This window comes from Streptomyces mutabilis, assembly GCF_046628145.1.
Classification (GTDB): Bacteria; Actinomycetota; Actinomycetes; order Streptomycetales; family Streptomycetaceae; genus Streptomyces; species Streptomyces mutabilis.
Window position 1 is genome coordinate 1,436,939 of the sequence record NZ_CP176874.1, and the last position, 22,172, is coordinate 1,459,110.

Consider the following 22,172-nt stretch of genomic DNA (forward strand, 5'->3'; position numbering starts at 1 on the left):
AGGTCGAGGCGCACACCCCGCCCGACCAGGCGCACGCATATGCCACCGCGCCCCCACCCCGTGACCAGCGGAGCGCCCACGCGTTGGTCAAGAAAGAGTTGACCACCGGGCCGCCCGCGCGGCCCGATTCCTTTCAACGCCGGTTCGAGAGGCTTGTTCATGGCCGACCACGCAACCCACGACGCCCAGGCTCGGGCCAGCCTGCACTTGCTGGTGCGGGACATCGAGCGGGTCCGCCGGCAGGTGGACGCACTGCGCACCCTCACCGCCCAGTTGGGCAACGTCTACCGCCCGCGGCGCTCCGGCCCCTCCACGGGCTTCGTCGTCTACGGGCGCGCCCCCGCCCCGACGGTCCGTCTCGCCCAGGAGCTGCGGGACAGTGTCGAGACCCTGGTCACGGCCGCCGTGGACTTCGACCGCTCGCTCGGCTTCTCGTGGGACGCGGTGGGCTCCGCGCTCGGCGTCACCAAGCAGGCCGTTCACCGCCGCTACGGCTCCCGCCGCGCGGCCGCCCAGACGGCGCCCGCCGCCGAGACCACCGAGCACGCACCGGAGCCGGCGGCCACCCGCCCGGTCAACGTGGGCTCGGTCCTGCCCGCCGTGCCCACCGTCCCCGCGGCCCGTTCGATGCCGACCCAGCCGACGGCGGGCAGCCCGGCCCTGCGCGACGACGTCCGGCCCACGGCCTTCCCCGGCCCGCGCAACGGCTGAGCCGCACCGACCGGTCCGCGACGACTCACCGGCCCTCCGTCTCCCGCCCCGGGAACCGGAGGGCCGTCGCACGCACGCCTCACAGCACGCGCACACCGCTCACCACGGCCTGCCCACGCCTCACCCGATGTCGGGCGGATCGATCCGCACCCACACCGCCGCGTCGCTCCCCCGCGCCATCCGCGCCGCCTGGGCGGCCTTCAGCGCACCGGCCAGCGCCGCCCCGCGCCCCGGCGGCACCCGGACCAGCGCACGCTCCCAGTGCTCGCCCGGCGGCGGCGCGCCAACCCGGCGCGGACGCCCCGCGGCCGTGACCGGCAGCGGCACGGGACCGAGCACCTCGGCCTCGCCGGGCAGTTCGACGGCGCCCAGGAAGTCGGCCACCGCCTGAGGCGGACCCGCCACGGCCGCCATCCTGGAGACCGGCGGGAATCCGAGCTCGGCCCGCTCGGCCAGCTCCCGCAGCGCGTGGCCGACGGGATCCCAGCGCACCAGCGCCTGCACCGGCCGCAGCGTCGGCTCGGCGACCGCGACGACGGTGCCCCCGGCGCTCTGCGGACGCACCAGCGCGGCGGCGGCCAGCCAGCGCCGCAGCGCGTCCTCACCGGCGTGGAGGTCGGGCCGCCCGAGCATCGCCCAGCCGTCGAGCAGCAGGGCCGCCGCGTATCCGCCCTCGGCGACGGGTTCGGCGCCCGGCGTGCTCACGATCAGCGCGGGAGCCTCGGACACGGTGTCCAGCACGTGCTCGCGCCCGGAGGTGCGCACGGGCACGGCCGGGAAGGCCCGTCCCAGTTCCTCGGCGGTGCGCCGCGCCCCGACGACCTGTGCGCGCAGCCGGAAGGCCCCGCACTCCGGGCAGTGCCAGGCACCCTCCTCGCGCCCGCACCATCCGCACCGCAGGGCGGACCCGGACTCCTGGCCCTCCAGCGGCCCCGAGCAGTGCCGGCACCGCGCGGGCGTCCGGCAGGAGGCGCACGCCATCCGCGGCACGTAGCCCCGCCGGGGCACCTGCACGAGCACCGGGCCGTGCCGCAGCCCGTCCCTGACGGCCTGCCAGGCGAGGGTCGGCAGCCGCGCGGCCCGTGCGGCCTCGTCCCGGGCGAGGTCCTGGTCCCCCACGGTCCGCACCAGCGGGGCGGCGGCCCGCACCTGCTCGCGTGCGGCGACCAGCGGCCGGGCCCAGCCGGTCTCCACGAGCTGGGCGGCCTCCACGGTGCAGCTCCAGCCGCCCAGCAGGAAGGCGCACCGGTCCTGGGCGGCGCGCAGCAGCAGCACCTCGCGCGCGTGCGGCTGCGGGGCGTGCGGCTCGCTGTGGCTGTCGTCGCCGTCGTCCCAGAGGGCGACCAGCCCGAGGTCCCGCACCGGCGCGAACATGGCGGCCCGGGTTCCCACCACCGCCCGTACGGACCCCCTGCGCACCGCGAGCCACTGCGCGTACCGCTTCTCGGGTCCCGCGTCGGCGGTGAGCACCGCGTGCCGTCCCTCGCCGAGCACGGCGGTCAGCGCGGTGTCGGCGCGGGCTACCGCCCGTCCGTCGGGCAGGACGACGAGCGCGCCCCGTCCGGAGGCCAGCGTCGCCGCGACGGCCCGCGCCAGCTCTTCGGCCCACTGCGGGCCGGGCAGCGCGTTCCACACCGCGCGCGGCGCGCCCCCCGAGGCGAGGGCCGCCACGAACGCCGCCCCTTGTTCGTACCGCGCCCAGGACCCCGGATCCGGCACCGGTGGCGGGGGCAGCGGGTCCGGTGACGTCCGCTTCTCGGCGCGCGCGCTGCGCGGCGGTACGGCGAGTTGCAGGACGTCGGCGAGGCTGCCCGCGTAACGGTCCGCGACCGCCCGCGCGAGTCCCAGCAACTCCCCGTCGAGCACCGGCTCGGGCGAGACGACCTGGGCCAGCGCGGCCAGGGGACCCGAGTAGTCGGACTCGGCGAGCCGCTCGATCAGGAACCCGTCGACGAGTCCCCCGCCCTCGCGCCGCCCGTCCCGCACCCGGTGCCGGCCCGCCCCGAACCGCACCCGCACCCGCACGCCGGGCTGGGCGTCGGCGTCGAGCTCCTCGGGCACGGCGTAGTCGAAGTACCGGTCGAGGTGGAGCACGCCCTTGTCGACGAGGACCCGGGCGACGGGCAGCTCCTTGGCGAGGGCCGCTCCGCGCCAGGTCCGCGGCTTGGCCCGTGGCGCCTTCGCCCGGCGCACGCTCTCCCGGATGAGCGCGAGCTGCTCGGGCGGCGCGTCCCCCGCGCCACCGCCCGTCGGTTCGTTCTCGCTGCTCACGCCTGCATTCTTACCAAAGACCACTGACAACCGACGGCGCCCGAGTTCTCACCGTCTCACCGGCGACGGTGCGACTGCGCCTTGGACCACTCGGCCACGCCGGCCGGCCTCGGCCGACCGGCGACGGGATTCGAACCCGCGGGGGCTCAGCGCCCCGAAGTACCCGTCGCCTCCGCACCGGACGCGCGTCGTGTCGTCCTCCCGAGATCAGGGTGGCAGCGGTCACGTGTTTCCCATTTCACCGCGCGCGACGAGGCGCGCTCCATCGGAAGTACCCGCGGCCTGCGCACCGGGAGGGTGATCAGCGTAGACGGGTGCGTCGGGGCCCCGCGAACGATTTGCGGCGCGGGTCCCCGGACACGCCGAGGCCCGGCGTCCCCATCGGGATCACCGGGCTTCGTCGACGTGCCGTCCGGCGCGGACTGCGGTGGCGCCCCGGGGTGCTACAGCCCCGCCGCCTGCCGCAGCGCCTCCACGCGGTCGGTGCGCTCCCAGGTGAAGTCGGGCAGCTCACGGCCGAAGTGACCGTAGGCCGCGGTCTGGGCGTAGATCGGGCGGAGCAGGTCGAGGTCGCGGATGATGGCGGCCGGGCGGAGGTCGAAGACCTCGTCGATCGCCTTCTCGATCTTCTCGGCGTCGATCTTGGCGGTGCCGAAGGTCTCCACGAAGAGACCGACCGGCTCGGCCTTGCCGATCGCGTAGGCGACCTGGACCTCGCAGCGGGAGGCGAGGCCCGCGGCGACGACGTTCTTCGCCACCCAGCGCATCGCGTACGCGGCGGAGCGGTCGACCTTGGACGGGTCCTTGCCGGAGAAGGCGCCGCCGCCGTGGCGGGCCATGCCGCCGTAGGTGTCGATGATGATCTTCCGGCCGGTCAGACCGGCGTCGCCCATCGGGCCGCCGATCTCGAAGCGGCCGGTCGGGTTGACCAGGAGGCGGTAGTTCTCCGTGTCGAGCTTGATGCCGTCGTCCAGCAGCGCCTTGAGCTCGGGCTCGACGACGAATTCCTTGATGTCGGGGGCGAGCAGCGACTCCAGGTCGATGTCGCTGGCGTGCTGCGAGGAGACGACGACCGTGTCGAGCCGGACGGCCTTGTCGCCGTCGTACTCGATGGTGACCTGCGTCTTGCCGTCCGGGCGCAGGTAGGGGATGGTCCCGTTCTTGCGGACCTCGGACAGGCGCTTGGACAGGCGGTGCGCCAGGAAGACCGGGAGCGGCATCAGCGTGGGCGTCTCGTCGGACGCGTAGCCGAACATCAGGCCCTGGTCGCCGGCGCCCTGGCGGTCCAGCTCGTCCTCGTCGCCCTCGACCCGGTTCTCGTAGGCCGTGTCGACACCCTGCGCGATGTCCGGGGACTGCGCGCCGATCGAGACGGAGACGCCGCAGGAGGCGCCGTCGAAGCCCTTCTTCGAGGAGTCGTAGCCGATCTCCAGGATCTTGCCGCGGACCAGGTTGGCGATGTCCGCGTAGGCCTTGGTGGTGACCTCGCCGGCCACGTGCACCAGTCCGGTGGTGATCAGGGTTTCGACGGCGACCCGGGAGGTCGGGTCCTCACGCAGAAGCGCGTCGAGAATGGTGTCGCTGATCTGGTCAGCGATCTTGTCGGGGTGACCTTCGGTCACGGACTCCGAGGTGAACAGGCGACGGGACACAACGCTCCCTGGGGTTGCAGCGGCTGCTGGCTGATCATTGGTGGACGGCGCGGGGAGCTGCACCCGGCGACGTCCGAGAACAGTTTATCGGTCGCACTCCGCCACGGGCCCACCCGTCTCGCCTCTCGGAAGGGCTGTGACCTGCGGCACGGGCATTCTGCCCAGAACGGAGCGCCCTTGGCCAGGGTCGCCACGCTCGAATACGCGGGGTCGGCGAGGTCCGTGGAGTGAATGAGTCATTCAGCCCAGCCGTTCCGCCACGAGGTCCCACACGGTTTCGGCCAGCGCTTCCTTCGGGCCGTGTGCCACCGGGGTCTCGCTGCCGTCGGCACCGAGGACGACCGCCTCGTTCTCCTCGGAACCGAAGGTCTTGTGCTCCCCCACCTCGTTCACCACGAGCAGGTCGCAGCCCTTGCGCTTCAGCTTGGCGCGGCCGTTGGCGAGGACGTCGTCGGTCTCGGCGGCGAAGCCCACGATCACCTGCCCGGAGCGCGCGCGGTCGCCGGCGATCTCCGCGAGGATGTCCGGATTACGCACCAGGGTGATCGGCGCGGGCTCCTGGTCGTCCTTCTTCTTGATCTTCCCGGCGGCGTACGTCGCCGGGCGGAAGTCCGCGACCGCCGCGGCCATGACGACGGCGTCTGCGTCCGTCGCGGCGCGCAGCACGGCCTCCCGCAGCTCCACGGCGGTGCCGACCGGGACGACGTCCACGCCGGCCGGGTCCGGGAGCGACGCGTTCGCCGAGACGAGGGTGACCCGGGCACCCCGCGCGGCGGCGCTGCGGGCCAGGGCGTAGCCCTGCTTGCCGGAGGAGCGGTTGCCGAGGAAGCGGACCGGGTCGAGGGGCTCCCGGGTGCCGCCGGCGCTGACCACGACGTGCCGGCCGACGAGGTCGGGCTCGCGCACACCGCGGGCGAGGACCCTGCGGCATACCTCGAAGATCTCCCCCGGGTCGGGCAGCCGGCCCTTGCCGGTGTCGACGCCGGTGAGGCGGCCGACGGCCGGCTCGATCACGACCGCGCCCCGGCGGCGGAGCGTCGCCACGTTCTCCTGGGTGGCCGGGTGCTCCCACATCTCGGTGTGCATGGCGGGGGCGAAGACGACCGGGCAGCGGGCCGTGAGCAGGGTGTTGGTGAGGAGGTCGTCGGCGAGGCCGTGGGCGGCCTTGGCCAGCATGTCGGCGGTGGCCGGGGCGACGACGACGAGGTCGGCGTGCTGGCCGATGCGCACGTGCGGGACCTGGTGGACGTCGTCCCACACCTCGGTCGACACCGGGTTGCCGGACAGGGCGGACCAGGTGGCGGCGCCGACGAAGTGCAGCGCGGAGGCGGTGGGGACGACACGGACCTCGTGCCCCGACTCCGTGAGCCTGCGCAGCAGCTCACAGGCCTTGTACGCGGCGATCCCGCCGCTGACCCCCAGAACGACCTTGGGCTTTTCCACCGTCTCTCCCCGGCTCGGATGACGCGCTCGGGCAGCGCGTACGACCCATCACACACCACAGGCCCGACAGTCGGGCTGCCGGGCCTGTGGATAAGTCAGCTTCAGGCTGAAAATACTACCGCCGGTGTTACTGCGCCGGACCCTCGATGGCCTCGGAGGTCAGCAGACCCGCGTTGATCTCGCGCAGGGCGATCGAGAGCGGCTTCTCGTGGACGTGGGTGTCGACGAGCGGACCGACGTACTCGAGGAGACCCTCGCCGAGCTGCGAGTAGTACGCGTTGATCTGGCGGGCCCGCTTGGCCGCGTAGATCACGAGGCTGTACTTCGAGTCCGTGGCCTCGAGGAGCTCGTCGATCGGCGGGTTGATGATGCCCTCGGGCGCGGAGATGGAAGAGGACACGCTCTACCTTCCGATGGATGGGAAAGATTCAGTCACAGTGACCGGTAACGATCACACGACGTTCGTCAAGGCTAGCAGCTCGCGCGCCACGTCCTCGACGGAGGTGTTGACCAGGGTCCGGTCGAACTCCCGCTCGGCCGCCAGTTCGACCCTGGCGGCGGCGAGGCGGCGCTCGATGACCTCCGGCGGCTCGGTACCCCGGCCGGTGAGCCTGCGCACCAGCTCCTCCCAGGAGGGCGGGGCCAGGAACACGAGCTGGGCCTCCGGCATGGACTCCCGGACCTGCCGCGCGCCCTGGAGGTCGATCTCCAGGAGCACCGGCTCACCGGCCTCCAGGCGCTCCAGTACGGCCGCACGCGGCGTGCCGTAGCGGTTGCCGGCGAACTCGGCCCACTCCAGCAGCTCGCCGTTGGCGATCAGCTTGTCCATCTCCTCGTCGGTGACGAAGAAGTAGTGGACTCCGTGCCGCTCACCGGGACGAGGTTTGCGGGTCGTCGCCGACACCGAGAGCCAGACCTCGGGGTGTTCCTTGCGCATATGGGCGACGACCGTGCTCTTGCCGACCCCCGAGGGGCCGGAGAGCACGGTCAGCCGCGGACGTGATTCCGGGGGCACGGGGGTCGTCCCCCGGGATGTTGCAGCCATGCGGCGATTATTCCAGTTGTTCCGGAGTGGTCCGGACTCAGCTGCCGGTGCTGCCGAACTCGCGCTCCAGGGAGGCGATCTGGTTGGAACCGAGGCCCCGCACACGGCGGCTCTCGGAGATGCCGAGCCGCTCCATGATCTGCTTGGCGCGGACCTTGCCCACGCCCGGCAGGGACTCGAGGAGGGCGGAGACCTTCATCTTGCCGATGACGTCGTTCTCCTGGCCCTGCTTGATGACCTCGTGGAGGGAGGCGCCGGAGTGCTTGAGTCGATTCTTGACCTCGGCCCGCTCCCGGCGAGCCGCGGCGGCCTTTTCGAGCGCGGCTGCGCGCTGTTCAGGGGTAAGGGGCGGAAGAGCCACGCCTACGTCACCTCGGATGTCGAACTGTCGGATACGGACCGGTGAGGAACCTAGTCGCCCCACACCTGGGGAGTCGCGGGCAACACGCTTGCCCGAGGACTCTCGACGGAGACTAGCGGTCAACTCCGCCAGAGTCAGCGAGAACGGCGGAAAAGTCCTGGTCAGCCTCCGTCAGGCTAGACATTTCAGACATATTGCCTCGGATTTGAGGATGTATCCAAGGTCTGGAAGCCTAGGCGGCCGTCACCGCGGTCCTGACCTCGTCGGAGAAGCGGTCCGCCGCGTTCCGCAGCGCGGTCACGTCCGGGCCGTGACGAAGAACACCCCGGCTGACGTTCGGCACGACGTTGCGCACCGCCGCCCCGAACACCCCCGGCAGGTCCGCCGGCGTCGCACCCTGGGCACCGATGCCGGGCGCGAGGAGCGGCCCGTTGACGTCCAGGTCGTACGACGAGAGGTCGCCGAGTGTGGCGCCGACGACCGCGCCGAAGGAGCCCAGGGGGGTCTCCCCCGCGTTCTCCGCGGCCAGGTGCGCCAGCATCGTCGCCCCGACGCTCCGCCCGTCGGCCCGCACCGCGTGCTGGACCTCGGCGCCCTCCGGGTTGGAGGTGAGCGCCAGCACGAACAGTCCCGCGCCGTTCTCGCGGGCCAGGTCGACGGCCGGCTTCAGGGAGCCGTAGCCGAGGTACGGGGAGACGGTCAGCGCGTCCGAGAACAGCGGCGCGCCCTTGTGCAGGAAGGACTCGGCGTACGCGGCCATGGTGGAGCCGATGTCGCCGCGCTTGGCGTCCATGACGACCAGCGCGCCGGCCGCCCGCGCCTCCTCCACCGACTTCTCCAGGACGGCGACGCCGCGCGAGCCGAAACGTTCGAAGAAGGCGCTCTGCGGCTTGAGGACCGCCACCCGGTCGGCCACGGCCTCCACGACGGTGCGGCTGAAGCGCTCCAGACCGGCCACGTCGTCGTTCAGGCCCCACTCGGAGAGCAGGGAGGCGTGGGGGTCGATACCGACGCACAGCGGCCCGCGTTCGTCCATGGCACGGCGCAGGCGCGCACCGAAGGGCTCGAGTACCGTCATGCGTTCTTCCTCACGTCGGCGCCGACCGCGTCGGCGAGGGTGGCGTACGGGCTCTGCCGCAGGCGCGCGGCGAGCCCCTTGTGGACGGCCCGTCCCCAGAAGGGCCCCTCGTAGATGAACGCGCTGTAGCCCTGGACCAGCGTGGCCCCGGCCAGGATGCGCTGCCAGGCGTCCTCGGCGGTCTCGACGCCGCCGACGCCCACCAGGGTGATCCGGTCGCCCACGCGCGCGTAGAGGCGGCGCAGCACCTCCAGGGAACGTGCCTTGAGGGGAGCGCCGGACAGACCGCCGGTCTCCTGGACCAGGGCCGGCGAGGACGTCAGGCCGAGTCCTTCGCGGGCGATGGTGGTGTTGGTGGCGATGATGCCGTCCAGGCCCAGCTCCACGGCCAGGTCGGCGACCGCGTCGACGTCCTCGTCGGCGAGGTCCGGGGCGATCTTGACCAGGAGCGGGACGCGCCGCGCGGTGACCGCGCGGTCGGCGGCCTCGCGCACGGCGGTCAGCAGCGGGCGCAGCGCCTCGGTCGCCTGGAGGTTGCGCAGGCCGGGTGTGTTCGGGGAAGAGACGTTGACCACGAGGTAGTCGGCGTGCGGGGCGAGGCGCTCGGCGGACTTCACGTAGTCGCCGACGGCCTCCTCCTCCGGGACGACCTTGGTCTTGCCGATGTTGACGCCGACGACCGTCTTGAACACGGGCGTGCGGGAGGCCAGGCGGGCGGCGACGGCCAGGGAGCCGTCGTTGTTGAAGCCCATGCGGTTGATCAGCGCACGGTCGCTCACCAGCCGGAACAGCCGCTTCTTGGGGTTGCCGGGCTGCGGCTCCCCCGTCACGGTCCCGATCTCGACGTGGTCGAAGCCGAGCATGGCCATGCCGTCGATGGCGACGGCGTTCTTGTCGAAGCCGGCGGCCAGTCCGAAGGGGCCGTGCATGCGCAGGCCGAACGCCTCGGTGCGCAGCTCCTTGTGGCGGGGCGCGAGCACGGCCGCGACGAAGGTGCGCAGGACGGGCACGCGCACGGCGAGGCGGATCCAGCGGAAGGCGAGGTGGTGCGCCCGCTCCGGGTCCATCCGCTTGAAGACGAGCAAGAAGAAGGTTTTGTACATGGGTGTCCTCATGAAGCCTCATGAAGAGGGGGACACCGTTTCCGGTGTCCCCCTCGGGGCTGCTAGTCGCGGGCCGCGGTCAGGAATTCCGCGTGTTCCTGGAGCGAGCGCACTCCCACGTCGCCGTGGTTGAGGGCGTCGATGCCCTGGACCGCCGCCGCCAGCGCCTGGACCGTCGTCAGGCACGGCACGGAGCGGGCCACGGCCGCCGTACGGATGTCGTAGCCGTCGAGGCGGCCGCCGGTGCCGTACGGGGTGTTGACGATGAGGTCGACCTCGCCGTCGTGGATGAGCTGGACGATGGTCTTCTCGCCGTTCGGGCCGGTGCCCTCGGACTGCTTGCGCACGACCGTGGCGTTGATGCCGTTGCGCTTGAGGACCTCGGCGGTGCCGGAGGTGGCGAGCAGCTCGAAGCCGTGGGCGACCAGCTCGCGGGCCGGGAAGATCATCGAACGCTTGTCGCGGTTGGCGACCGAGATGAACGCCCGTCCCTTGGTCGGCAGCGGGCCGTACGCACCCGCCTGCGACTTGGCGTACGCCGTGCCGAAGACGGAGTCGATGCCCATGACCTCGCCGGTGGAGCGCATCTCCGGGCCGAGGACCGTGTCGACGCCGCGGCCGTGGATGTCCCGGAAGCGGGACCACGGCATCACGGCCTCCTTGACGGAGATCGGCGCGTCCATCGGGAGCGTGCCGCCGTCGCCGTTGGCCGGGAGCAGGCCCTCGGCGCGCAGCTCGGCGATGGTCGCGCCCAGCGAGATGCGGGCGGCGGCCTTCGCGAGCGGCACCGCGGTCGCCTTCGAGGTGAAGGGCACGGTGCGCGAGGCGCGCGGGTTGGCCTCCAGGACGTAGAGGATGTCCCCGGCCAGCGCGAACTGGATGTTGATCAGGCCGCGCACGCCGACGCCCGCGGCGATGCCCTCGGTGGAGGCGCGCAGCCGCTTGATGTCGAAGCCGCCGAGCGTGATCGGGGGCAGGGCGCACGCCGAGTCGCCGGAGTGGATGCCGGCCTCCTCGATGTGCTCCATGACGCCGCCGAGGTACAGCTCCTCGCCGTCGTAGAGGGCGTCGACGTCGATCTCGATCGCGTCGTCCAGGAAGCGGTCGACCAAGACCGGCCGGGACGGGCTGATCTCGGTCGACTCGGCGATGTACGCCTCCAGCCGGGTCTCGTCGTAGACGATCTCCATGCCGCGTCCGCCGAGGACGTAGGAGGGGCGGACGAGGACCGGGTAGCCGATCTCGTCGGCGATGGCCTTGGCCTCGGCGAAGGTGGTGGCGGTGCCGTGCTTGGGGGCGGGCAGGCCCGCCTCCTTGAGGACCTGGCCGAAGGCGCCGCGGTCCTCGGCGGCGTGGATGGCCTCGGGCGAGGTGCCGACGATCGGCACGCCGTTGTCCTTGAGCGCCTGGGACAGGCCCAGCGGGGTCTGGCCGCCGAGCTGCACGACCACGCCCGCGACCGGGCCGGCCTGCTGCTCGGCGTGGACGATCTCCAGGACGTCCTCCAGCGTGAGCGGCTCGAAGTACAGCCGGTCGGAGGTGTCGTAGTCGGTGGAGACGGTCTCCGGGTTGCAGTTGACCATCACGGTCTCGTACCCGGCGTCGCTCAGCGCGAAGGAGGCGTGGACGCAGGAGTAGTCGAACTCGATGCCCTGGCCGATGCGGTTGGGGCCGGAGCCCAGGATGATGACGGCCGGCTTCTCGCGGGGCGCGACCTCGGTCTCCTCGTCGTAGGAGGAGTAGAAGTACGGCGTCTTCGCGGCGAACTCGGCGGCGCAGGTGTCGACCGTCTTGTAGACCGGGCGGATACCGAGCGCGTGCCGCACCTCGCGGACGACGTCCTCGCGCAGGCCGCGGATCTCGCCGATCTGCTGGTCGGAGAAGCCGTGCCGCTTGGCCTCGGCGAGCAGGTCGGCGGTCAGCTCGGGCGCGGCGGCCAGCTCGTCGGCGGTCTCCTTGATCAGGAAGAGCTGGTCGACGAACCAGGGGTCGATCTTCGTGTACTCGAAGACCTCCTCGGGCGTGGCGCCCGCGCGGATGGCCTGCATGACGGCGTTGATGCGGCCGTCGGTGGGCCGGACGGCCTCCTCCAGCAGCGCCTTCTTGTCGCCCGGCTCGCCGACGAAGGTGAACTGGCTGCCCTTCTTCTCCAGCGAGCGCAGCGCCTTCTGGAAGGCCTCGGTGAAGTTGCGGCCGATGGCCATGGCCTCGCCGACCGACTTCATGGTGGTCGTGAGGGTGGAGTCGGCGCTCGGGAACTTCTCGAAGGCGAAGCGCGGGGCCTTGACGACCACGTAGTCGAGCGTGGGCTCGAAGGAGGCCGGGGTCTCCTGCGTGATGTCGTTCGGGATCTCGTCCAGCGTGTAGCCGACGGCGAGCTTCGCGGCGATCTTGGCGATCGGGAAGCCGGTCGCCTTGGAGGCGAGCGCCGAGGAGCGCGAGACGCGCGGGTTCATCTCGATGACGATCACGCGACCGTCCTCGGGGTTCACCGCGAACTGGATGTTGCAGCCGCCGGTGTCGACGCCGACCTCGCGGATGATCGCGATGCCGACGTCGCGCAGCACCTGGTACTCGCGGTCGGTGAGCGTCATCGCGGGCGCGACGGTGATCGAGTCGCCGGTGTGGACGCCCATGGGGTCGAAGTTCTCGATGGAGCAGACGACCACGACGTTGTCGTTCTTGTCGCGCATCAGCTCCAGCTCGTACTCCTTCCAGCCGAGGATGGACTCCTCCAGGAGGACCTCGGTGGTCGGCGAGAGGGTGAGGCCCTGTCCGGCGATGCGGCGCAGCTCCTCCTCGTCGTGGGCGAAGCCGGAGCCGGCGCCGCCCATGGTGAAGGACGGGCGGACGACGACCGGATAGCCGCCCAGCTCCTCGACGCCCTTGAGGACGTCGTCCATGGAGTGGCAGATGTAGGACCGGGCGGACTCGCCGTGGCCGATCTTCTTGCGGACCTCCTCGACGACCTCCTTGAACAGGTCGCGGTCCTCGCCCTTGTGGATCGCCTGGACGTTGGCGCCGATCAGCTCGACGCCGTACTTCTCCAGGACGCCGTTCTCGTGCAGCGAGATGGCCGTGTTGAGCGCCGTCTGGCCGCCCAGGGTGGGCAGCAGGGCGTCGGGCTGCTCCTTGGCGATGATCTTCTCGACGAACTCGGGAGTGATCGGCTCGACGTAGGTGGCGTCGGCGATCTCCGGGTCGGTCATGATCGTCGCCGGGTTGGAGTTCACGAGGATGACCCGAAGGCCCTCGGCCTTCAGGACCCGGCACGCCTGGGTGCCGGAGTAGTCGAACTCGGCGGCCTGGCCGATGACGATCGGGCCGGAGCCGATGACCAGGACGGACTGGATATCGGTGCGCTTAGGCACGCTGGCCCTCCATCAGGGAAACGAAGCGGTCGAACAGGTAGGCGGCGTCGTGCGGGCCGGCCGCCGCTTCGGGGTGGTACTGGACGCTGAAGGCCGGCTTGTCGAGGAGCTGGAGGCCCTCCACCACGTTGTCGTTGAGGCAGACGTGGGAGACCTCGGCGCGGCCGTAGGGGGTGTCGGAGACCTTGTCGAGCGGGGCGTCGACGGCGAATCCGTGGTTGTGCGCGGTGACCTCGACCTTGCCGGTCGTACGGTCCTGCACGGGCTGGTTGATGCCGCGGTGGCCGTACTTCAGCTTGAAGGTGCCGAAGCCGAGGGCGCGGCCGAGGATCTGGTTGCCGAAGCAGATGCCGAAGAGCGGGGTGCCGCGCTCCAGGACGCCCCGCATGACGGAGACGGGGTGGTCGGCGGTGGACGGGTCGCCGGGGCCGTTGGAGAAGAAGACACCGTCGGGGTTGACGGCGTAGACGTCCTCGACGGTCGCCGTGGCGGGCAGCACGTGCACCTCGATGCCGCGCTCGGCCATGCGGTGCGGGGTCATGCCCTTGATGCCGAGGTCGACGGCGGCGACGGTGAACTTCTTCTCGCCGATCGCCGGGACGACGTACGCCTCGGTGGTGGCGACCTCGGCGGAGAGGTCGGCGCCCTTCATCTCCGGGGCCTCCTGGACGCGGGCCAGCAGCGCGGCGTCGTCCTGGATGGCCTCCCCGCTGAAGATGCCGACGCGCATGGCGCCGCGCTCGCGCAGGTGGCGGGTGAGGGCGCGGGTGTCGATGCCGGAGATGCCGACGACGCCCTGGGCGTCCAGCTCGTCGTCCAGCGTGCGGCGGGAGCGCCAGCTGGAGGGCACGCGGGCGGGGTCGCGGACGACGTAGCCGGAGACCCAGATCTTCTTGGACTCCATGTCCTCGTCGTTGACGCCGGTGTTGCCCACGTGCGGGGCGGTCATCACGACCACCTGGCGGTGGTACGACGGGTCGGTGAGGGTCTCCTGGTAACCGGTCATGCCGGTGGAGAACACGGCTTCGCCGAACGTGGCCCCCACGGCCCCGTAGGCTCGGCCGCGGAAGATCCGGCCGTCCTCCAGGACGAGTACGGCGGGAGCCTTGCCGGCTCCCCGGGTGGAGGTCGTCATCGTGCGCCTTCCGTTTCCGTCTTGTTGATCATGTCGTTCAGTGTTTCGCCCCACTCGTTGTGCTCGGCCGCGTGGTCGGAGCGGAAGCCGGAGTCGATCAGCTTGTCGCCGTGCTCCCAGGTGACGACCAGCAGGCCGCCCTCGGTGAGCACCTTGCCGGCGATGCCCTTGTCGAGCCGGGCCTCGCGCAGCGCGGCGACGGGGACGAAGAAGTCGTTCGCGCCGGGGCGTACGACGTCCAGGCCCGCGTCCGTCAGCGTGAGCTCGACCCGGCTGCGGGTGCCCAGGCCGTGCGCCACGATGCGGTCCAGCCACTGCCCGGCGCTGGTGGAGCCGTGGTAGCGACCGCTCAGGCTCAGTTTCACCGGGCCGGGGGCGTCCGGCGCGCTGGGCAGCTCGGGCAGGTCGCCCTGGAGGGTGCTGCGCCACTTCCAGCCCTCGCGCATCAGCCAGTAGACGAGCGCGACGAACAGGCCGAGGCCGACGACCCAGCCGATGCGGGCGGCCCAGTCGGTCACTTCCGCCGATTCCTTCTCGGCGGCCAGCAGGATTACAGGTGTCACGTGAGCTTCCCGTCGACGAGCGTGGCCTTGCCCCGCAGCCACGTGTGCGTCACACGGCCCGGCAGCTCACGCCCCTCGTAGGGGGTGTTGCGGCTGCGCGAGGCGAAGCCCGCGGGGTCCACCTGGCCACGGTATGCCGTGTCGACGAGGGTGAGGTTGGCGGGCTCACCAGCCGAGACGGGACGGCCGTGTCCGGTGGCCTGTCCGATCTTGGCGGGCTTGAAGGACATGCGGTCGGCGACGCCGGCCCAGTCCAGCAGGCCCGTGTCCACCATGGTCTCCTGGACCACCGACAGCGCGGTCTCCAGGCCGACCATGCCCATGGCGGCGGCGGCCCACTCGCAGTCCTTGTCCTCGTGCGGGTGCGGGGCGTGGTCGGTGGCGACGATGTCGATCGTGCCGTCGGCGAGCGCCTCGCGCAGGGCCAGCACGTCACGCTCGGTGCGCAGCGGCGGGTTCACCTTGTAGACCGGGTTGTAGGAGCGGACCAGCTCGTCGGTGAGGAGCAGGTGGTGCGGCGTGACCTCGGCGGTGACGTCGATGCCGCGGGACTTGGCCCAGCGGACGATCTCGACGCTGCCCGCGGTGGACAGGTGGCAGATGTGGACGCGGGAGCCGACGTGCTCGGCGAGCAGCACGTCCCGCGCGATGATCGACTCCTCGGCGACGGCCGGCCAGCCCCCGAGGCCCAGCTCGGCGGAGACGACGCCCTCGTTCATCTGGGCGCCCTCGGTGAGCCGGGGCTCCTGGGCGTGCTGGGCGACGACGCCGCCGAAGGCCTTCACGTACTCCAGGGCGCGGCGCATGATCACGGCGTCGTGGACGCACTTGCCGTCGTCGGAGAAGACGGTGACGCCGGCCGCGGACTCGTGCATGGCGCCCAGCTCGGCGAGCTTGGCGCCCTCCAGACCGACGGTGACGGCGCCGATGGGCTGCACGTCGCAGTAGCCGGACTCCTGGCCGAGCCGCCAGACCTGCTCGACGACGCCGGCGGTGTCGGCGACCGGGAAGGTGTTGGCCATGGCGAAGACGTTGGTGTAGCCGCCGCTCGCCGCAGCCCGGGTGCCGGTCAGCACGGTCTCGGAGTCCTCGCGGCCGGGCTCGCGCAGGTGGGTGTGGAGGTCGACCAGGCCGGGCAGCAGCACCTTGCCGTCGGCCTCGACCACCTCGGCGCCCTCGGCGGACAGCCCGGTGCCGACCTCGGCGATCGTCGCGCCGTCGATCAGCACGTCCTGCGGCTCGCCGCCGAGCACCTTCGCACCGCGGATCAGGGTCTTGCTCATCTTCTTACTTCTCCTCGGTGGGGCGGGCGTGGGTCACGGCGGGTTCGTTGCCGCCGAGCAGCAGGTAGAGGACGGCCATGCGGACGGAGACGCCGTTCGTGACCTGCTCGACGACGGTGCAGCGGTCGGAGTCGGCGACCTCGGCGGTGATCTCCATGCCGCGGACCATCGGGCCGGGGTGCATCACGATGGCGTGGTCGGGCATCTTCGCCATGCGGTCGCCGTCGAGGCCGTAGCGGCGGGAGTACTCGCGCTCGGTGGGGAAGAACGCGGCGTTCATGCGCTCGCGCTGCACGCGCAGCAGCATCACCGCGTCGGACTTGGTCAGCGTGGAGTCGAGGTCGTAGGAGACCTCGCAGGGCCAGGTCTCGACGCCGACCGGCAGCAGGGTGGGCGGGGCGACGAGGGTGACCTCGGCGCCCAGGGTGTGCAGCAGGTCGACGTTGGAGCGGGCGACACGGCTGTGCAGGATGTCGCCGACGAGGGTGATCCGGCGTCCGTCCAGGTCCTTGCCGAGGCCGGCGTCGCGGCCGACCAGGCGGCGGCGCATGGTGAAGGCGTCCAGCAGGGCCTGGGTGGGGTGCTGGTGGGTGCCGTCACCGGCGTTGATGACGTGGGCGTCGATCCAGCCGGAGGTGGCCAGGCGGTAGGGGGCGCCGGAGGCGCCGTGCCGGATCACGACGGCGTCGACCCCCATGGCCTCCAGGGTCTGGGCGGTGTCCTTGAGGGACTCGCCCTTGGAGACGCTGGAGCCCTTGGCGGTGAAGTTGATGACGTCCGCCGACAGGCGCTTCTCGGCGGCCTCGAAGGAGATCCGGGTCCTCGTCGAGTCCTCGAAGAAGAGGTTGACGACGGTCCGGCCGCGCAGGGTCGGCAGTTTCTTGATCGGCCGGTCGGCGACCCGGGCCATCTCCTCGGCGGTGTCGAGGATCAGGACGGCGTCGTCGCGGGTGAGGTCGGCGGCCGAGATGAGATGACGCTGCATCTGTCAGGCTCCGTAGGGCGATTCATGCGGAAGAGCGGGATAATTCGGGCGGCCGGGCGTGCGTGCGGGCACACCGAGCAGGCGTACGGCACGGCTGGGCGCGTACGCGGGGTGCTACGGGTGGGCGCCCGGGGAGGCCGGCTTGGCACCGAGCAGCACGGTGTCGCGACCGTCCTCCTCGGCGAGCTGGACCTTGACCGTCTCCCGCAGCGACGTCGGGAGGTTCTTGCCGACGTAGTCGGCGCGGATGGGCAGTTCGCGGTGGCCGCGGTCGACGAGGACGGCGAGCTGCACCGCGCGCGGGCGGCCGATGTCGTTCAGCGCGTCGAGGGCGGCGCGGATGGTGCGGCCGGAGAAGAGCACGTCGTCGACGAGGACGACCAGGCGGCCGTCGATGCCGTCACCGGGGATCTCGGTGCGGGCCAGGGCACGCGGCGGGTGCATGCGCAGATCGTCGCGGTACATGGTGATGTCGAGCGAGCCGACCGGGATCTTGCGCTCGGTGATCTGCTCGAGCTTGTCGGCGAGCCGCCGGGCGAGGAAGACGCCCCGGGTCGGGATGCCGAGGAGCACCACGTCGTCGGCGCCCTTGGCGCGTTCGACGATCTCGTGGGCGATGCGGGTCAGGACCCGGGCGATGTCGGGACCCTCGAGAACGGGCCGCGCATCGGTTTGCGCGCCCGAGGGCGCGTCCTGCTGCTTGTCCATACGAAACGGACCTCCTTCTCCGCCTCACGGGACGGACCTTAAAGGACGTCGGGATGTGCGTCACCCACGGTATCAGGCTCACAGAGCGGCCGACGCGACCCCCTCAATGCTCCCGCGTCACCCTTCCGACACCCCGGTATCACCCGGTCGGAGCAATGGAAGGCGAATACCACGGAAGAGTCGGTGCGGACCATTCGGCTTGACGCAGGAGAGTAACGCTGCGTAACCTCACAGTGAGTTACCAGCCGCGCGGGTGCGCACCTGTGCAGACCGCGTCGACACCTTGTCCGGGGAGCCATATGTCCAGCGAATACGCCAAACAGCTCGGGGCCAAGCTCCGGGCCATCCGCACCCAGCAGGGCCTTTCCCTCCACGGTGTCGAGGAGAAGTCCCAGGGCCGCTGGAAGGCCGTCGTGGTCGGTTCGTACGAGCGCGGCGACCGCGCCGTGACCGTGCAGCGCCTCGCCGAGCTGGCGGATTTCTACGGCGTTCCCGTGCAGGAGCTGCTCCCGGGCACCACCCCGGGCGGTGCCGCCGAGCCGCCGCCGAAGCTGGTCCTGGACCTGGAGCGGCTGGCCACGGTGCCGGCCGAGAAGGCGGGCCCGCTCCAGCGCTACGCGGCCACGATCCAGTCGCAGCGCGGTGACTACAACGGCAAGGTGCTCTCGATCCGCCAGGACGACCTGCGCACACTCGCCGTCATCTACGACCAGTCGCCCTCGGTCCTGACCGAGCAGCTGATCAGCTGGGGCGTCCTGGACGCGGACGCGCGCCGCGCGGTGGCGTCCCACGAGGACATCTGAGCCGCAGGAGTCTCAGCAGAAACGTGCCGCCGGGGTGGTGGGAACCGATCGGTTCCCCCCCCCGGCGGTTTTGTCACGTCGTGGGGCTCAGCGCCGCCAGGGGCGCGGGGCTCGGTCGGCTCCGCGGCTGCCGCCGCTCGGGCGCGACCGGCCGCGGACAAGCCGCGGCCGCTCCCCCACCGCACCCCTGGGGCGCCGCGTCCTGCGGCGCTTGCGGAGCTAGTCGCGGCGCAGCGAAGGCTTGAGCTCCTTGAGCCGGCCGAGCAGACCGTTGACGAAGGCGGGCGACTCGTCCGTGGAGAACTCCTTCGCCAGCTGCACCATCTCGTCCAGGACGACGGCGTCCGGGGTCTCGTCGACCCAGATCAGCTCGTACGCGCCCAGGCGCAGGATGTTGCGGTCGACGACCGGCATCCGGTCGAGCGTCCAGCCGACCGAGTACTGGGCGATGAGCTCGTCGACGCGCTCGGCGCGCTCGGCGTAGCCCTCGACCAGCTCCATCGTGTACTCGCTCACCGGCGGCTGCCGGGTGTCGGACCGGGAGTGCCGGACCCAGTCGGCGAGGACCGTCAGGACGTCGGCGCCGCGCTGATCGCCCTCGAAGAGGATCTGGAAGGCGCGCTTGCGGGCCGTGTTGCGGGCAGCCACGGTTAGCTGTTCACCCGGCCGAGGTAGTCGCTCGTGCGGGTGTCGACCTTGATCTTCTCACCGGTGGTGATGAAGAGCGGGACGTTGATCTGGTGACCGGTCTCCAGGATGGCGGGCTTGGTGCCGCCGGTGGAGCGGTCGCCCTGGACGCCCGGCTCGGTCTCCTGGATGGTCAGTTCGACGGCGGCGGGCAGCTCGACGAAGAGCACCTCGCCCTCGTGCTGCGCGACGGTGGCCTCGAAGCCCTCGATCAGGAAGTTGGCGGCGTCGCCGACGACCTTGCGGTCGATGTGCAGCTGGTCGTAGGTCTCCATGTCCATGAAGACGAAGTAGTCGCCGTCCATGTACGAGAACTGCATGTCACGCTTGTCGACAGTGGCCGTCTCGACCTTGACGCCGGCGTTGAAGGTCTTGTCGACGACCTTGCCGGAAAGCACGTTCTTGAGCTTGGTGCGCACGAAGGCCGGGCCCTTGCCGGGCTTGACGTGCTGGAACTCGACGACGGACCAGAGCTGGCCGCCTTCGAGCTTGAGCACCATGCCGTTCTTGAGGTCGTTCGTGGAAGCCACGGTTGCGGAATCTCCTGGACTGGACTGACGTGGACGACCCCGGTGCAGGCATGCGCCCAGCGCGAAGGCTAGAGCGCGAGCAGCTCCTTGGTCGTGATGGTGAGTAGCTCGGGTCCGCCGTCCGCCTCGGGGCGCACGACGAGCGTGTCATCGATCCGGACCCCGCCCCGGCCCGGGAGGTGGACCCCCGGTTCGACGGTGACCGGCACACAAGCGTCCAGTTTACCCATGGCCGCGGGGGCCAACTGCGGGTCCTCGTCGATTTCGAGTCCGACCCCGTGACCGGTGAGGGCGGGAAGGTGCTCAGCGTACCCGGCCGAGTCCAGTGCCTGGCGGGCGGCGCGGTCCACGTCCCGGCAGGCCGCACCGGGTGCGAGGGCCTCCCGACCGGCCCGCTGGGCGGAGAAGACGAGGTCGTACAGCTCGATCTGCCAGTCGGCCGGCGAGGTCCCGATGACGAACGTGCGGCCGATCTCGCAGCGGTAGCCGCGGTAGGTGGCGCCCAGGCAGACGGAGAGGAAGTCGCCCTCCTCCACGCGCCGGTCGGTGGGACGGTGGCCGCGGCGCCCCGAGTTCGGGCCGGTGCCGACGGACGTGGGGAAGGCGGGGCCGTCGGCGCCGTGGTCCACCAGGCGGCGCTCCAGCTCCAGGGCGAGGTGCCGCTCGGTGCGGCCCACCAGGATGGACTCCAGCAGCTCACCGAGGGCCTGGTCGGCGATCTCGGCGCCGATGCGCAGGCAGGAGATCTCCTCCTCGTCCTTGACCACCCGGAGCTGTTCGACCGCCTGGCCGAGGTCGGTCAGCCGCAGTCGTGGGGCGACCGAGCGCATGGCGCGGTGCCGGACCACGGTGAGGTGGTGGTCCTCGGTGGCGAGGGACTCGGCGCCCTGGGCGGCCGCGAGCCCGGTGGCCGCGACGGCCGGGTCGCCGCCGGGACCGGGCAAGGCGCGCACCGGCAGCGAGTCGTCGGGCCTTCCCTCAGTCGGCCGGTCGTCCGGCGGGGCGGAGCAGACCAGCAGGTCCTCGGTCTTGCCCAGGAGCAGTACCGCGCCGTGCGGGGCGGCCCCCGCGAGATAGCGCACGTTGGCGGGCCGGGAGACGAGCGCCGCCGCGCTGCCGCCCGCGTTGCAGCGTTCTCGTAGGCGCGTCCGGCGGGCCGCGTACACCTGTGACATGAACCGAGCGTATGAGCTGCGCTCGGGGGGCGCCGCTCGGGAGGGCCGAGTGAGCACGCCCGGTGCGCCAACCGGGTTGGGGCCGGTGCCGAGTGGCGTCCGGCCGCCGGTGGGGCGTCTCGCGCCCCGCGGCGGATCCGCGGACCGAAACTGCCCCGCGCCCCCTGGCCCGGATGCCTTCCCGCGCTTACCAGGCAGGCGGGCTGGCTATCGAGCGGGACAGGACCTCGTCCAGGACCCTGGCCGTTTCCGGTACGTCGAGCTGGGAGTTGTCGATGATCGGGAGGCCGGATCCGTACCAGCCCGCCATGCGGCCGTGGATGCGGGCGACCTCCTCGTCGGTGAGGCGCCGGTTGCCGCTGCGTTCGGCGTTGCGCTCCAGGACGATGTCCAGGCCCGGCAGGAGGACCACCGGGAGCAGGCCGGGTCCGACGTGCCGCTTCCAGCCGCCGAGGCCGACGACCGGGCGGTCCGGGAAGACCGCGTCGTCGAGGATGCAGGAGATGCCGTTGGCGAGGAAGTTGCGTGCGGAGAAGCCGCAGGTGCGGCGGGCGAGGCGGTACTGCGCCTCGCTGTTTTCGTTCCACCCGGTCTGCGGGTCGGCGAAGCCGGAGCGGACCCATTCGCGTACGTCGTCGAGGCTGATGTGCGCGGTGGGCACCCGCCGGTGGTCCGCCCAGTACTTGGCGACGCTGGTCTTGCCCGCGCCCGCGGGGCCGATGAGCAGTACCGCGAGGGTGGCCGTGGTGGGGTCGGGCAGGGCCGTCGCGGCCGGCGGCACGCTGGGCACGGCCACGGGAGCCCCGGGCGGCAGCGGAACGTGGCCGGTGGTGTCCGCAGGGGGCGGTACGGGGGCGGTGGAGGCGTGCGGCCCTTGCGCCTGGTGCGGACCCGGAGCGTGCTGGGGGCCTGGAGCGTGCTGCGGGCCCGGAACTTGCTGGGGGCCCGGAACTTGCTGCGGGCCCTGGGCGTGCTGAGGGGCCACGGGGGGCGGGGGCGGCACCTGCACGGGGCGCCCCGGCGCCACGCGCGGCGATACCGGGACAGGCCCCTGGTGCGGGCCCGGGTGGTGTGCGGCCGGGGACCAGCCGACGGCCGGTCCGTGCCCCGGCTGAGGGGGCGGCGGCAGCGGAGAACCCACTGCGTGCTGCATCCGGTGCCACTCCGTCTCGTACAGGCGATGGGCGCTGACAGCGGGGGGGTGACCGCCCGCTGCTACCGAACGGTACCGCCCCCGGCCGTCGTTTGGTGAACGGCCGGGGGCGGTC

Annotated in this window: 20 protein-coding genes; 2 read left to right on the forward strand and 18 right to left on the reverse strand. The window is 71.8% G+C overall.

The genetic code is table 11. The annotated features are described in order from the left end of the window. Positions 1–159 precede the first annotated feature (159 nt). On the forward strand, positions 160–711 hold the full coding sequence (locus ACLIN4_RS06215) for a hypothetical protein (protein ID WP_100048629.1): 552 nt from the start codon (positions 160–162) through the stop codon (positions 709–711). Between the two features lie 120 nt (positions 712–831). Here the strand turns inward: ACLIN4_RS06215 and ACLIN4_RS06220 are convergent, their stop codons facing one another. From ACLIN4_RS06220 to pyrR, 14 genes are all read right to left on the reverse strand, one after another. Then, complete coding sequence (locus tag ACLIN4_RS06220) at positions 832–2,982, reverse strand: primosomal protein N' (protein ID WP_289911467.1); 2,151 nt, start codon at positions 2,980–2,982, stop codon at positions 832–834. Between the two features lie 443 nt (positions 2,983–3,425). Then, a complete protein-coding gene (gene metK, locus ACLIN4_RS06225; protein ID WP_073730792.1) occupies positions 3,426–4,634 on the reverse strand; it encodes a methionine adenosyltransferase in 1,209 nt (402 codons plus the stop codon). A gap of 240 nt (positions 4,635–4,874) precedes the next feature. Then, the gene (gene coaBC / locus ACLIN4_RS06230) at positions 4,875–6,077 is read right to left on the reverse strand and encodes a bifunctional phosphopantothenoylcysteine decarboxylase/phosphopantothenate--cysteine ligase CoaBC (RefSeq protein ID WP_289911470.1); all 1,203 of its coding nucleotides are present in this window, start codon (positions 6,075–6,077) and stop codon (positions 4,875–4,877) included. Positions 6,078–6,204: 127 nt separating this feature from the next. Beyond that, positions 6,205–6,477 (reverse strand): DNA-directed RNA polymerase subunit omega, encoded by a 273-nt coding sequence (gene rpoZ, locus ACLIN4_RS06235; RefSeq protein ID WP_003977348.1) that lies wholly within the window; start codon positions 6,475–6,477, stop codon positions 6,205–6,207. Between the two features lie 51 nt (positions 6,478–6,528). Continuing rightward, positions 6,529–7,122 (reverse strand): guanylate kinase, encoded by a 594-nt coding sequence (gene gmk / locus ACLIN4_RS06240; RefSeq protein ID WP_107479250.1) that lies wholly within the window; start codon positions 7,120–7,122, stop codon positions 6,529–6,531. A gap of 37 nt (positions 7,123–7,159) precedes the next feature. Next, complete coding sequence (locus ACLIN4_RS06245) at positions 7,160–7,483, reverse strand: integration host factor (RefSeq protein ID WP_003977346.1); 324 nt, start codon at positions 7,481–7,483, stop codon at positions 7,160–7,162. A 232-nt stretch (positions 7,484–7,715) separates the two neighbouring features. Further along, entirely contained in the window at positions 7,716–8,561 is an 846-nt protein-coding gene (pyrF, locus tag ACLIN4_RS06250; protein WP_107479249.1) for an orotidine-5'-phosphate decarboxylase, read from the reverse strand. Then, complete coding sequence (locus ACLIN4_RS06255; RefSeq protein WP_411576739.1) at positions 8,558–9,664, reverse strand: quinone-dependent dihydroorotate dehydrogenase; 1,107 nt, start codon at positions 9,662–9,664, stop codon at positions 8,558–8,560. Before ACLIN4_RS06255 ends, pyrF begins: the two co-directional genes overlap by 4 nt. Positions 9,665–9,726: 62 nt before the next feature. Then, positions 9,727–13,035 carry a carbamoyl-phosphate synthase large subunit gene (gene carB, locus ACLIN4_RS06260; protein ID WP_107479247.1) on the reverse strand — a complete coding sequence of 1,103 codons (3,309 nt, stop codon included), beginning with the start codon at positions 13,033–13,035 and terminating at the stop codon, positions 9,727–9,729. Continuing rightward, positions 13,028–14,170 (reverse strand): glutamine-hydrolyzing carbamoyl-phosphate synthase small subunit, encoded by a 1,143-nt coding sequence (gene carA / locus ACLIN4_RS06265; protein WP_107479246.1) that lies wholly within the window; start codon positions 14,168–14,170, stop codon positions 13,028–13,030. Before carA ends, carB begins: the two co-directional genes overlap by 8 nt. Then, positions 14,167–14,733, reverse strand: a complete 567-nt coding sequence (locus tag ACLIN4_RS06270; RefSeq protein WP_411575563.1) for a hypothetical protein — start codon at positions 14,731–14,733, stop codon at positions 14,167–14,169. The genes carA and ACLIN4_RS06270 overlap by 4 nt, the downstream gene beginning before the upstream one ends. Next, entirely contained in the window at positions 14,730–16,016 is a 1,287-nt protein-coding gene (locus tag ACLIN4_RS06275) for a dihydroorotase (protein WP_107479245.1), read from the reverse strand. Before ACLIN4_RS06275 ends, ACLIN4_RS06270 begins: the two co-directional genes overlap by 4 nt. Positions 16,017–16,020: 4 nt before the next feature. Further along, positions 16,021–17,001 (reverse strand): aspartate carbamoyltransferase catalytic subunit, encoded by a 981-nt coding sequence (locus ACLIN4_RS06280; RefSeq protein WP_100048621.1) that lies wholly within the window; start codon positions 16,999–17,001, stop codon positions 16,021–16,023. Positions 17,002–17,115: 114 nt separating this feature from the next. Further along, positions 17,116–17,709, reverse strand: a complete 594-nt coding sequence (gene pyrR / locus ACLIN4_RS06285; RefSeq protein ID WP_289911518.1) for a bifunctional pyr operon transcriptional regulator/uracil phosphoribosyltransferase PyrR — start codon at positions 17,707–17,709, stop codon at positions 17,116–17,118. Between the two features lie 299 nt (positions 17,710–18,008). On the opposite strand from pyrR, the gene bldD reads away from it, so the two are divergent. After that, entirely contained in the window at positions 18,009–18,512 is a 504-nt protein-coding gene (gene bldD / locus ACLIN4_RS06290) for a transcriptional regulator BldD (RefSeq protein ID WP_019325075.1), read from the forward strand. Positions 18,513–18,731: 219 nt separating this feature from the next. Here the strand turns inward: bldD and nusB are convergent, their stop codons facing one another. From nusB to ACLIN4_RS06310, 4 genes are all read right to left on the reverse strand, one after another. Beyond that, positions 18,732–19,160 carry a transcription antitermination factor NusB gene (gene nusB / locus ACLIN4_RS06295; RefSeq protein ID WP_019325076.1) on the reverse strand — a complete coding sequence of 143 codons (429 nt, stop codon included), beginning with the start codon at positions 19,158–19,160 and terminating at the stop codon, positions 18,732–18,734. Between the two features lie 2 nt (positions 19,161–19,162). Then, positions 19,163–19,729: an elongation factor P gene (gene efp / locus ACLIN4_RS06300; protein ID WP_019325077.1), complete on the reverse strand. Its 567-nt coding sequence runs from the start codon at positions 19,727–19,729 to the stop codon at positions 19,163–19,165. 68 nt (positions 19,730–19,797) lie between these two features. Then, entirely contained in the window at positions 19,798–20,904 is a 1,107-nt protein-coding gene (locus ACLIN4_RS06305; protein ID WP_100049752.1) for an aminopeptidase P family protein, read from the reverse strand. Positions 20,905–21,091: 187 nt separating this feature from the next. After that, positions 21,092–22,057 carry a Pro-rich N-terminal domain-containing protein gene (locus ACLIN4_RS06310; RefSeq protein WP_107480245.1) on the reverse strand — a complete coding sequence of 322 codons (966 nt, stop codon included), beginning with the start codon at positions 22,055–22,057 and terminating at the stop codon, positions 21,092–21,094. Between the last annotated feature and the right edge of the window lie 115 nt (positions 22,058–22,172).

Excerpts from the sequence above, each read along its gene's own strand:
- ACLIN4_RS06215 (WP_100048629.1), top strand. The coding sequence starts at position 160 with ATGGCCGACCACGCAACCCACGACGCCCAGGCTCGGGCCAGCCTGCAC.
- gmk (WP_107479250.1), bottom strand. The coding sequence starts at position 7,122 with ATGGCTGCAACATCCCGGGGGACGACCCCCGTGCCCCCGGAATCACGT.
- pyrF (WP_107479249.1), bottom strand. The coding sequence starts at position 8,561 with ATGACGGTACTCGAGCCCTTCGGTGCGCGCCTGCGCCGTGCCATGGAC.
- ACLIN4_RS06255 (WP_411576739.1), bottom strand. The coding sequence starts at position 9,664 with ATGTACAAAACCTTCTTCTTGCTCGTCTTCAAGCGGATGGACCCGGAG.
- carA (WP_107479246.1), bottom strand. The coding sequence starts at position 14,170 with ATGACGACCTCCACCCGGGGAGCCGGCAAGGCTCCCGCCGTACTCGTC.
- ACLIN4_RS06275 (WP_107479245.1), bottom strand. The coding sequence starts at position 16,016 with ATGAGCAAGACCCTGATCCGCGGTGCGAAGGTGCTCGGCGGCGAGCCG.
- ACLIN4_RS06280 (WP_100048621.1), bottom strand. The coding sequence starts at position 17,001 with ATGCAGCGTCATCTCATCTCGGCCGCCGACCTCACCCGCGACGACGCC.
- pyrR (WP_289911518.1), bottom strand. The coding sequence starts at position 17,709 with ATGGACAAGCAGCAGGACGCGCCCTCGGGCGCGCAAACCGATGCGCGG.
- bldD (WP_019325075.1), top strand. The coding sequence starts at position 18,009 with ATGTCCAGCGAATACGCCAAACAGCTCGGGGCCAAGCTCCGGGCCATC.
- ACLIN4_RS06305 (WP_100049752.1), bottom strand. The coding sequence starts at position 20,904 with ATGTCACAGGTGTACGCGGCCCGCCGGACGCGCCTACGAGAACGCTGC.
- ACLIN4_RS06310 (WP_107480245.1), bottom strand. The coding sequence starts at position 22,057 with ATGCAGCACGCAGTGGGTTCTCCGCTGCCGCCGCCCCCTCAGCCGGGG.